Consider the following 11,989-nt stretch of genomic DNA (forward strand, 5'->3'; position numbering starts at 1 on the left):
GTGGAGGAATATGATAATGTCAAAAGATGAGTATTTGATCACAGATGCGCCTCTTAAAGCGCTGACGGTTTTTGCAATGCCAATGATTTTGGGCAGCTTTTTTCAGCAAATATACAATATGGCTGACTCTATCATCGTCGGCCAATTTGTTGGTTCCTCCGCACTTGCAGCTGTCGGGGCCTGTGCAGCGCTGACCAATGTTTTTATTTGTGTGGCACTGGGAGCAGGTGTCGGTGCCGGTGTGCTGGTGAGCCGTTATTTCGGTGCCAGGAAGTATGGAAAAATGAAGACCATCGTGTCAACATCCTTGTTTAGCTTTTTAATTCTAAGTATAGTCCTTGGGGTTTTTGGATTTTGCTTTTCCCACTGGATGATGAGTGTGTTACAAACCCCTGGCGATATACTGGATGATGCAGTGTTATATCTGCGGGTCTATTTCGTGGGATTTCCTTTTCTGTTTATGTATAACATTCTTTCCAATATGTTTACTTCCATAGGCGAATCAAAAATCCCGCTGGGGCTCCTGATATTTTCGTCAATCTTAAATATTTTTATGGATCTCTGGATGGTGGCCGGACTTGGTCTCGGTGTGTTTGGCGCAGCCCTTGCGACTCTTATAGCACAGGGAATTTCTGCGGTGTTTTCACTTTTGCTTTTCCTTAGCCGGATGCGTCGATATAAAAGTCGCTTTGACTGGTTTGACAGGCAGGAGTTACATTCCATGCTTCAAATTGCTGTACCTTCGGTTCTTCAGCAGTCTACAGTGTCCATCGGTATGATGATCGTACAGGCAGTTGTAAATCCCTTCGGTACACAGGCACTTGCGGGGTATGCGGCGACGATGCGGGTAGAGAATGTTTTTTCATTGATTTTTGTTTCTATTGGCAATGCGGTTTCCCCATATGTTTCCCAGAATCTTGGTGCAAAGAAAATTGAACGGATCAAAAAAGGATATCACGCTGCACTGGTGTTAGATGTATGTTTTGCAGTTCTTGCTTTTATAGTCATTGAAACACTGCACACGCAGATTTCCACGCTATTCCTTGGTAAAGATGGAACTGCCCTGGCCTATCAGGTATCCGAGGGCTATATGAGATGGCTTGGTTACTTCTTCATCTTTATGGGAATCAAAATGGCAACCGATGGGGTTCTTCGTGGTCTTGGGATCATGCGCCCATTCCTCATTGCAAATATGGTAAACCTGGCGATCCGCCTGTCTGTTGCATTGATCTGTGCACCGCGTTTTGGCATTGTATTTGTCTGGCTTGCTGTACCAGCTGGTTGGTTTGCGAACTTTTTAATATCCTATGTGGCTCTTCGGAGATCATGGCCGACTGATAGCAGCACGGAAGAAGGGGATTACAGTTTGTAATATCCTGGCATACAGCACAGAACGTGTGGCACGTACTGCGATCATGATGATATTAAATCTGAGTTCTGCAATGCGGGTACAGATGAAGATGCTGGCATGCGGAAATCATGACAATTTTACCAGAAATCTTCAGGTTCCGCTCAATGCTGTATCAGGTCTATAGTATCTGGCAACAAGTGATGATACAGCTTCCGGGTTGGCAGAGTGAAAAAATATAATTACAATCAATAAGTCAGTGCTTTGATATCTTCTTCCGATACAGCAGGAATAACATAAACAATAGAATTACTGGAAAAATAAGTCCGAATCCCATGCCGATCTTAATATTATTTCCAGCATTCTGAGTGATACGACCAACAATTCCAGGTCCAATGCTGCCACCTAAATCTCCTGCCATGGCAAGAAGAGAGAACATAGCCGTTCCACCTGTTGGAAAAGTTTTTGAGGAAATACTGATGGTTCCAGGCCACATGATTCCAACTGAAAATCCACATGCAATACAACCGATCAGTCCGATGATCGGGTTGGATGACAAAGCAGTAAGCAGATAACAGACAACGCATAATATGCCTGAACCACTCATAAACTTCATTAAATCTAACTGCTCTCCATATTTACCAAAAATTATACGGCTGATTCCCATTGTTACTGCAAACATACATGGACCTGTTAGATCTCCCAGAGCTTTTGATAATCCCAGAGCTGATTCTGCATAAGCAGATGCCCATTGAGCCATTGCAAGTTCAGAAGCTCCGGAACAGATCATCAGACATATTGCAACCCAGAAAAATGGCTTGGAAAACAGATCCTTAATTTCCATTCCAGAACCATTGTCAACCAGAGATTCAATGGGACAAGTCATGAAGTTATAAGTATTAATTGCAGGAATGATTGCCCATATTACGGCGAGCCACTTCCAACTGTCTATTCCAAATATCAGGAAAAATAAGCTGGAAATCAAAATTGTCCCAACAGCTCCCCAACAGTAAAACGAATGGAGCAGACTCATAGTTGCTTCTTTGTTTTCAAACGGACAGGCCTCGATAATAGGACTGCAAAGTACTTCTATTAAACCGCTTCCGATGGCATAAACAATAACACTACATATAATTCCAATAAAAGGATCAGGTAAAAAATCAGGTAAAAATGCCAGTCCAAGCAGACCCAATGCAGCAAATATTTCTGATGCAACAATGCACACACGATATCCGATATGATCTACGAATTTGGCACAGAACAGATCAACCAGAAGCTGTGTGAAAAAGAAGAAAGTGGATATCAGAGCAATGTTACCGAGAGAAATATGGTAGTCACTGTGAAATTTCAAAAAAAGAAGCGGTGCGAAGTTTGCCGCAATAGCCTGTGTGATAAATCCCATATAACAGGCTATTTTTGTCTTATGGTAGTTAGTTTTTTTTACAGCATTCATTTTTTATTTTCCTCTCCGAATGTTTTTAACAGTTTTATGTTCAATCTTCACATTCATCAATACTTTCACAAAAAAGTCTGTTCTGGGTGGTGCGGTTATTTCAATTTTGTCGCCCTCAATGTTGATCTCACTTTCATTCATCCATTTAAAAATCATAAGAATACCTCTTTTCTTTTTTTACTTGATTATATAGCAAATATCAGATATATACATTGAATTAAATTGTAGAAATACTGTATAATATCGTAAAAAAGAAAGAACGTGATATGGGATGGATTATAATAAAATACTTACAGATGAGGAGTTCATGGAAATTAAACAGCATGGAAGCAGTGATTATCCATTCCAGTATTATTATGATAATCTGGAATTGTTTGATTTTCATTGTATTGAGTGGCACTGGCACAGAGAATTTGAGTTTTTATATGTCGAGTCCGGACAAGTTACATGCGGAATAGGAGAAAAACAGATTATATTGTCAGAAGGAGAAGCAATTTTTATTAATTCTAAAATATTGCACCGCTTTTACGCATCATCAGGTGGTATCATTCCTAACTTTGTATGTATGCCGGAATTTATTGCGCCGGAGAACAGCCTGATCTATAAGAAATATATTTTGCCAATCATTTCATCGAATATATATTTCCAGCGTTTTCAGCCTGATGAACTATGGCAAACAAAGATCATACAAACTATGATAAAAATAATGGAAATACAGAGGAATGAGAAAATAAGAGAACTTGCTACTTTGGCATTGCTGCAGGATTTATGGCTGACTTTTTATGAAAATGTAAAGTTATCTAATAAAGGAGATGTACAGACAGTGGATGAAGTTGCACAGAAAAGAGTGCAGTTGATCATGCAATATATACATGAAAACTATAATCGCAATTTGTCTCTGGATGAAATTGCTTCGCATATAGGAATCAGCAAAAGTACTGCACTTAATTTGTTCCACCGTTTTTTACATACTACACCGGTTAATTATCTGATAGGATATCGACTTCAGGCAGCTTCCTGGTTATTGAAAAATACGAATAAAAAAGTAAAAACGATCGCTTATGAAAGCGGATTTCATAACGTTGATTATTTTTGCAGATTGTTTAAAAAACGTTATCATTTAACTCCATCAGAATATCGCTGCACATGTTTAAAAGTGTTGTCGGCTGATCCGAGTCTTTAGACCTGTAAATAAAGCCGATGCAGGACTTTTGGAATCCTGTATCGGCTTTGTTGATTTTGTAAAGGCTTTGAAAAATTTACTTTTACTGGTTCATCAGTGCTTTGATATCTTCTTCCGGTGTGGTAATAGGTGCAATACCATAATTTTCAACCAGAAAGTTCAGAATATTAGGAGAAAGGAACGCCGGAAGAGAAGGACCAAGACGGATATTTTTGATACCCAGATGCAGGAGGGTTAACAGGATACAGACTGCTTTCTGTTCATACCAGGAGAGTACGAAGGAAAGCGGAAGCTCATTTACAGAACATCCAAATGCATCTGCAAGTGCCACAGCAACCTGGATCGCACCATAAGCATCATTACACTGACCCATATCCATCAGTCGTGGAAGACCACCGATCTCTCCCAGATCGAGATCATTGAAACGGAATTTTCCACATGCCAGGGTGAGAACGATACTGTCAGAAGGTGTCTGCTTTACAAATTCCGTATAATAGTTTCGACCTGGCTTGGCACCATCACAGCCGGCAACCAGGAAGAAATGGCGGATCGCACCTGATTTTACAGCCTCTACTACAGTACCTGCATGGGACAGGATGGCTGCATGACCAAAACCGGTTGTCACTTTTTTTCCGCCGTTGATACCGGAGAACATACGATCTTCTTTGTAACCGCCCAGCTCCAGTGCTTTTTCAATAAGCGGTGTGAAATCTTTCTTCTCGTCAATATGGACAGCTCCCGGGAAGGCAACCACTTCTGTTGTAAATACTCTGTCAGCGTAGCTGCTTTTTGGAGGCATCAGACAGTTGGTAGTGTAGAGAATCGGGGCCGGAAGATGGTCAAATTCTTTCTGCTGATTCTGCCATGCAGTTCCGAAATTGCCTTTCAGGTGAGCGTATTTCTTTAAGAATGGATAGGCATGGGCAGGGAGCATTTCACCATGTGTATAGATATTGATTCCTTTTCCCTCAGTCTGTTCAAGCAAAAGCTGCAGATCTTTCAGATCATGTCCGGTCACGACAATAAAAGGCCCTTTTTCTACCGTAAGTGTAACATCAGTTGGCTCTGGTGTTCCATAGGTTTCTGTATTTGCCTTATCAAGAAGTGCCATGCACTTCAGATTGATCTCTCCTGTTTTGAGTACTGTGGAAAGCAGTGCTTCTGTGCTTTCTTCATAACCGATCTTAGATAATGCCTCGCAGAAGAACTGATTCACTTCGGCATCTTCATAATTCAGAACATTTGCATGATAGGCATAGGCAGCCATTCCGCGGATACCAAAGAGAATAAGAGATTTCAAGGAGCGGATATCTTCATTGGCATTCCACAGCTGCTGAAGATCATATTCCTCTGTTCTGCAGTCAGGAGCCAGTCTTTCTTTTTCAGCTCTGACTTTTTGTATCATATTTTCGATTGCTGCATTGTCAAAACTTACATTTGTAACTGTAGTAAACAGTCCTTCGATTATGATCTGTCCGGTTCTTTTTGAAATAGTTTCCGTGCTGTCGGCAGCTTTAGCCAGACTGATTAATGCACCTGTCAGTTCGTCCTGTAATTTCGCTGTATCTGCTTTTTTTCCACAGACACCGGCATTTCCGGTGCAGCCGGTACACCCGACAGTCTGTTCACACTGAAAACAAAACATTTTTTTATCCATTATTGTATTCTCCTTTTATTCTGTGATTTTTTCGAAGGATCTTTCTTATTATTTTATCCTCGACCAGTAGTATTTATCCTTGGTTTCTGTTAGGAGTATAGTATAATAATTACAACGTGTATGTTTGATTTCCAACAGGAGGATTAATTTTGAAAAAATATTTACCCATTTTAAGAACCAGTCCTTTCTTTAAAGGTCTTACTGACAATGAGATATTATCCATACTGCATTGTGTAAATGCAGCAACGATCTCAAGAAAACGGGATTCTTATATTTTCAGAGCCGGAGACTCTACCGAAGTAATGGGACTTGTGGTGGCAGGCTGTGTTCTTGTTATTCAGGAAGACCTGTGGGGACATCGGAATATTCTGTCAAAATGTCATGCGGGAGATTTTTTTGGTGAACCATATGCAGCAAGTCCGGGAGCTGTTCTGAATGTCAGTGTGGTAGCAGACGAAGATTGTGAGATTATTTTATTAAATGTTCAAAGGCTTCTGGTTTCCTGCCCAATAGTATGTGAGCATCATCAGAAGCTGATCCGTAACCTGGTCGGTGTCCTGGCAAATAAGATCCTGATCCTCAACGATAAGATCACACATGTGGGCAAGCGAACGACAAGGGATAAGCTGTTGTCCTATCTGTCGTCGGTATCTATCAGACAGGCATCGTTATCCTTTGATATTCCTTTTGACCGGCAGCAGCTGGCAGATTATCTTTGCATTGACCGTGCAGCAATGTCTTCGGAGATATCAAAGCTGCAAAAAGAAGGACTTATAAAAACAAACAGAAACCATTTTGAGCTGACTGTCTGTAATGATACGGATTCAGGAATAAAAATGTGATATACATTACGGAAAACGATAAACTTTTTCATTATAATACAAAAGGAAAGTGAGACTGCTTAAAGTGATTCTATTGTTATAAGCGTTCACACGATGGTATTATGGTGTATGTATAAAGAATCTATGAAATCAGTTATTGAAAAACAGGAGGAAAAAAATGCTCATCAGAAAAGCAGAAGAAAAAGATATTCCGAGGATCCTGGAATTGTTAGGACAGGTGCTGCAGATCCATGCAGATATAAGGCCTGATATTTTTATTCCGGGCACAACAAAATATACGACAGACGAATTGACAGAGCTTTTGAAAAATGAAGAAAAGCCAGTATATGTTGCAGCGGATGAGGCTGATGTTTGTGTGGGGTATGCATTTTGTCAATTAAAGGAGCAGCCTTTTTCAAACAATATGGTACCGTTTAAATCTCTTTTTATAGATGACCTGTGTGTCGATCAGGAGACACGAGGTCAGCATATTGGGGAAAGCCTGTTTGAATATGTAAAAAAAGAAGCAAAGCAGCTGGGATGCTATGAAGTGACATTGAATGTGTGGGCAGGAAATACTTCAGCAGAAAAATTTTATGAAAAAATGGGAATGCGGACAAAAGAAAGACAGATGGAATACATATTATAAGATGTTGAATTGTTCAGGAAAAAAACAGCCGGCTAAGATACAGACTGAGATGTCTGTACCTTAGCCGGAAAATTTATCACTGTAATGAACATGCATAGCTTCCCAGTCCATAAACAATACATAAAATACTCTTCCGTATTGCTGGCTGTCTACAATCCTTCCGTGATCAAGAACAGAAAGGTAAGTGCCGTCCGCTTTTCGAAGATGAAAGTGGATGTAATCATTTTTATTGCCGGCATCGATCTGTTTCCAGATGCTTGCTTCTATCTGCTGCTGTTCATCCTCACGGATCAGGTTGTGGAAGCTTTTATTTGTAAGGCTGAAGAGTTTATCTATAGTTTTATATCCGGTCATTTGAAGGAACTCATGGTTTGCATACAGGAGTTCATCATCATCTTTGTCCGCTCTGTATATGATAAATGCACCCGGAAGGTGTTCAGAGATATCCTTGAATGCAAATCCGAGCTGTTTACGGACTCCTGACCGGAGCCCCTCCCTGTAAGCCATACATCCGTTTTTTCCGTGAAGCTTTATTTCATAAAGTGCTGCATCTGCACAGCGCATAAGCTGTGAACGGCTGGATGCAAAGGTTGGATATTCTGCATATCCGAGAGAAATAAAAAACGGATATTCTTTTCCCTTGCATGAAAATGTCTTTGGAAGCTTGGTAAATTGCAGCAGCAGTTCTCCCGCTTCTTTATAGGTATGATCCGGCAGAAGAATGCAGAACTCATCGCCACCGTTTCTTCCCAGTAATGTGTTTTTTGGGAAAAAAGCCTTCATGCTATCTGTAAGACTCTTTAGTGCCCTGTCTCCATAGACATGTCCGTAAATATCATTAATAAACTTAAAGTCATCAATATCAAGGAGTGCGGCCACAAAATGCGTTTTTGGATTTTTAGTGATCATCCTTTCGGCTAATTCATCAAATCCATAGCGGTTGTAAATATCGGTGAGAGAATCTGTGTGTGCCAGTATTTGAAATTTGTTTTTATTTTCTTTCGATATTAACAATACCCGGGTAAGACCTGAGAAAAGTAAAACGACAGTAGTAAACATTCCGCCGACGATTACCAGTAATCTAAGGTTTCTCCATCCGCTTTCAGGAGCTACTTCTAATGTCCAGTTTTCTTCCCCTATCGTAAAACCATAAGAAACAGTAGGAGTTAATTGGTCGTCTGACTGATAAACAACTTTATAAGTATCGCTCCAGGGAGCGTCGGTTTTTGAGAGTCTGTATTCATATCCGAAATCCGAAAGTGCACTGATCGCATCTGAAAAAATGTCAGGAACACGCAGGATAACAATGGTAAATCCCCAGAAATATTCCTGGTTGTTTTCATCTTTCAGGTAGACTGGATTGCGGACAGCAATTCCACAGCCGCCCCGTTTTAAATCGAAAGGACCTTGTGTAATGATCACGTGATTGTCTCTTGCGTAACAGGAAATTTTGCTACAATCTTTATCCTGGAGCAGATCGATCTTACTCGCTTCCGTTCCCTCAGAAGGATAAATATCTGTTACATTACCATCCGGAGCAAGCTGTATGCTTTCAATAACGTCAGACATAATATTTTCCGCAATTGTGTCAAACTGACTGATCTTTCCGTTTTCACTGATCAGGACCTGCTTTAGCGTATCTGTGATCGCAATTCCATTTGTAATTTCATTTTTTATACGTTCGCCGTAGGTTGTTGCATTTAATTGTGCTGTTATGTGTCGTTGTTCAGTTTCATGTGAGTCTATTTTGTATACAATTAAACCAACAAGGCATATGCCCAGTAAAAAAACGATAAGAGGTACAATTGTTTTTTTCTTCACCTGGTTCACCTCGTTTTATTAGTTTCACAATAAAATATTATATCATAGAAGTAAAAAAATAGAATGATTTTTTGTGTTAAAGTGATATTGTTTTTTTATGTACAATGGAAATATGACCAGAGAGTGAAATATAGTATACAATTGAGGATTATATTGGAAAGAATACTGAAAAACCTCGCGGTTTTGTAGGGTATATGATATACTGTTCTTTATAAGTAAATATCTTATCGGAATTCACGGAGGATCTGACCGATGCTGAATAAAAAAGATTTTTTAAAATATGCATCAAAATTAGCATTTCCGATCATGATCCAAAATCTGATCGGAACATTAGTAAATGTTGCGGATACTGTAATGCTGGGATATGTAAGCCAGACTGCCATGTCGGCTTCATCTCTTGCCAACCAGTATACATTTATTCTTTTCTGTTTGTATTATGGCATGGCTACAGGTACTTCGGTTTTATGTGCCCAGTACTGGGGAAAGGGTGATAAAAAGACAGTAGAAAAGATTCTCGGCCTGGCGGAGCGGATCTCACTGATCGTTTCTCTTGTATTTTTCGTTATCTCCTTTTCCATGCCGACTACGATCATGAAGATTTTTACAAACAGTCCGGATACGATTGCTGCCGGCAGCGAGTATTTGAAGGTGATCTCATTTTCCTTTATGTTTATGGGATTCTCTCAGGTTTTCATGAGTGCCCTTCGAAGTGTCGGAAAAATAATGCTGCCTTCTGTTACATACATTGTATCGCTTTGCGTCAATGTATTTTGTAATGCCACCTTTATCTTTGGCCTGTTTGGACTTCCAAAGCTTGGTGTTACCGGTGTTGCCCTTGGTACTGTTATTGCCAGGATCGCAGAGGTATTGATCTGTCTCATCTATTCATTAAACAGCTCCGATGTCAGATTTCGGATAAAATATTTCTGTGCGAAATCCGGTATTCTGTTCAGGGACTTTATGAAAATTGCTTCTCCGGCTGTGATAAATGATGTTGTCTGGAGCTTTGCCAGTTCAGCGTTCGCAGCGATCCTTGGCCACATTGGCGATGATATGGTTGCTGCAAATGCCGTTGCTGTTATGGTGGTAAACATTGGTGCCATCGCCTGTCGCGGTTTTGCCAACGCTACTACCATCATTATCAGCCAGGAGCTTGGTAAAGATCACAAGGATACAGCCAGAGAATATGGGAAACGTATGCTGAGAATAACAATTATCGTAAGTCTCATCGGATGTGCCATTATTCTGGCAGTCCGCCCTATGATACTGGACTTCTACCGGGATAAACTGACAGAGACAGCCATTTATTATCTTGGTATTTTTATAATCATGACAACCTGGCGTCTTGTAGGAGAGGGTATCAATACCTGTCTTATATGCGGATGCTTCAGAGGAGGTGGCGATTCCAGGTTCGGAATGATCGTAGATTCCATATTTATGTGGCTTGTTGCAGTTCCTCTCACCTTCCTTGCAGCATATGTTTTAAAACTGCCGCCTGTCTGGGTATATTTTATAATGACCCTGGATGAGTTCGAAAAAATGCCTGTGGTGTTCATCCACTATTTCAGAAATAAATGGCTTACGAACATTACCAGAGATTTTGACTGATTATGTAACTAAGCAGGAGGCTTTTATAGAAATGAAATACTTTGAGGCAAAAATGTCTTATCCTCAATTTTTAAAATATCTGGTTCCATCAGTGCTGACCATGATCTTTTTATCATTTTATACAACGATAGATGGATTTTTTGTATCACGGTATGCAGGCTCTGACGCGCTTGCAGGAATTAATATTGTTATTCCGATCACCTGTGTTATTTTCGGAACATCTGTCATGCTTGCAACGGGATCAGGTGCCATCATAGGAGAGAGGATGGGACAAAAAAGAGAACAGGAAGCAAATGAGATATTTACTTTTATCACGATCGTGCTGTTCGTACTTTCAGTTGCTTTTACAGCTGTGGGAATCCTTTTTCTGAAACCGATCTGTATTTTTTTAGGAAGCAGTGAGCGCCTGATGGAGCATGTGGTGCCATACGCATTTGTCATATTTTTAGGATCAGTTTCGATGTCATTCAAGCTATTTTTTGAATATCTTGTGAGGACGGATGGGAGATCGTACATCGGAATGATCATGTCTCTGACAGGTCTGGCTTTTAATATTGTTTTCGACTATATTTTTGTGGCTGTATTCAGACTGGGAACGCTTGGAGCTGCATGGGGAACATTTCTCTCCATTACAGTAAGCATGTTGATTGGCTTTATCTATTTTCTGAAATACAGCCATATAAGGTTTTGCAGACCGAAGACCGACATGAGTGTTCTTCTGAAATCCTGCACCAATGGAAGCAGTGAAATGCTGACGGAGATGTCTACCGGGATCACTACATTTTTATTTAATCTTATTATCATGCAATATTTTGGTGAAGATGGAGTTGCGGCTGTGACGATCATTATGTATATTTACTATTTCTTCATCGCTTTTTATATGGGAATTGCCGTTGCAGCAGCTCCGATCATAAGCTATAATTATGGCTCTGAAAATCATGATAAGATCAGAGAAATAACACGATATAGTTTTATTACGATTGCCATCAGTTCAGTATTGATCCTTACAGTATCTCTTGTATTTGGAAAACAGATCATCCATTTATTCGTCGGGAACGGAAATGTATTTACATTGACATGGGATGGCCTGAAGCTGTTTAGTCCGGTTTTCCTGTTTATTGGTTTAAATGTATTTCTTTCCGGATATTTTACTGCCCTGGGAAAAGGTTTTATTTCGGCATTGATCTCATCAATGCGTTCTTTGATCCTGGTGGCTGTGTTCATATTGATCCTGCCAAAGCTTATAGGGGTTGCAGGCATCTGGATGACGATGCCGCTGGCAGAAGCCGTGACTATTTTCATGGCGGTTTATCTGTATCGAACATACGGAAAAAGTTTCATGCAGGAAAATTCCAGAGCCACGTCTTAATGATATTTTGCAAAACTTTAACAAAAAAGAGGCCGTCAAGTACGACCTCTTTTTTGTTATGGCTTTATCATGTCATGGGA

Annotated in this window: 10 protein-coding genes; 6 read left to right on the forward strand and 4 right to left on the reverse strand. The window is 40.1% G+C overall.

The genetic code is table 11. The features are described 5' to 3' along the window. Positions 1–16 precede the first annotated feature (16 nt). Positions 17–1,372, forward strand: a complete 1,356-nt coding sequence (locus DMI82_RS08260) for an MATE family efflux transporter (protein ID WP_110103095.1) — start codon at positions 17–19, stop codon at positions 1,370–1,372. Between the two features lie 232 nt (positions 1,373–1,604). Here DMI82_RS08260 and DMI82_RS08270 read toward each other — a convergent pair whose 3' ends face one another. Continuing rightward, positions 1,605–2,801, reverse strand: coding sequence for an MFS transporter (locus DMI82_RS08270; RefSeq protein ID WP_021651233.1), 1,197 nt, complete (start codon positions 2,799–2,801; stop codon positions 1,605–1,607). Positions 2,802–2,804: 3 nt separating this feature from the next. Continuing rightward, a complete protein-coding gene (locus tag DMI82_RS19640; protein ID WP_021651232.1) occupies positions 2,805–2,957 on the reverse strand; it encodes a hypothetical protein in 153 nt (50 codons plus the stop codon). A 151-nt stretch (positions 2,958–3,108) separates the two neighbouring features. Here DMI82_RS19640 and DMI82_RS08275 point away from each other — a divergent pair, with 151 nt between their 5' ends. Further along, positions 3,109–3,984, forward strand: a complete 876-nt coding sequence (locus DMI82_RS08275) for an AraC family transcriptional regulator (RefSeq protein WP_242981823.1) — start codon at positions 3,109–3,111, stop codon at positions 3,982–3,984. An 82-nt stretch (positions 3,985–4,066) separates the two neighbouring features. Here the strand turns inward: DMI82_RS08275 and hcp are convergent, their stop codons facing one another. After that, positions 4,067–5,641 (reverse strand): hydroxylamine reductase, encoded by a 1,575-nt coding sequence (gene hcp / locus DMI82_RS08280; protein WP_110103050.1) that lies wholly within the window; start codon positions 5,639–5,641, stop codon positions 4,067–4,069. A gap of 149 nt (positions 5,642–5,790) precedes the next feature. Here hcp and DMI82_RS08285 point away from each other — a divergent pair, with 149 nt between their 5' ends. Together DMI82_RS08285 and DMI82_RS08290 are read left to right on the forward strand one after the other, a co-directional pair. Beyond that, positions 5,791–6,483: a Crp/Fnr family transcriptional regulator gene (locus DMI82_RS08285; protein ID WP_022427006.1), complete on the forward strand. Its 693-nt coding sequence runs from the start codon at positions 5,791–5,793 to the stop codon at positions 6,481–6,483. Between the two features lie 157 nt (positions 6,484–6,640). Then, positions 6,641–7,111, forward strand: a complete 471-nt coding sequence (locus DMI82_RS08290; protein WP_021651228.1) for a GNAT family N-acetyltransferase — start codon at positions 6,641–6,643, stop codon at positions 7,109–7,111. Positions 7,112–7,171: 60 nt separating this feature from the next. On the opposite strand, the gene DMI82_RS08295 is transcribed toward DMI82_RS08290, so the two are convergent. After that, positions 7,172–8,932 (reverse strand): diguanylate cyclase domain-containing protein, encoded by a 1,761-nt coding sequence (locus DMI82_RS08295; protein WP_110103051.1) that lies wholly within the window; start codon positions 8,930–8,932, stop codon positions 7,172–7,174. 252 nt (positions 8,933–9,184) lie between these two features. Here DMI82_RS08295 and DMI82_RS08300 point away from each other — a divergent pair, with 252 nt between their 5' ends. Both DMI82_RS08300 and DMI82_RS08305 read left to right on the forward strand, forming a co-directional pair. After that, a complete protein-coding gene (locus DMI82_RS08300) occupies positions 9,185–10,540 on the forward strand; it encodes an MATE family efflux transporter (protein WP_059086577.1) in 1,356 nt (451 codons plus the stop codon). A gap of 31 nt (positions 10,541–10,571) precedes the next feature. Then, positions 10,572–11,909 (forward strand): MATE family efflux transporter, encoded by a 1,338-nt coding sequence (locus DMI82_RS08305; RefSeq protein ID WP_158526439.1) that lies wholly within the window; start codon positions 10,572–10,574, stop codon positions 11,907–11,909. Positions 11,910–11,989: the final 80 nt, after the last annotated feature.

It is taken from the genome of Blautia sp. BCRC 81119 (assembly GCF_003184505.1).
In the GTDB taxonomy this organism is placed as follows: domain Bacteria; phylum Bacillota; class Clostridia; order Lachnospirales; family Lachnospiraceae; genus Blautia_A; species Blautia_A fusiformis.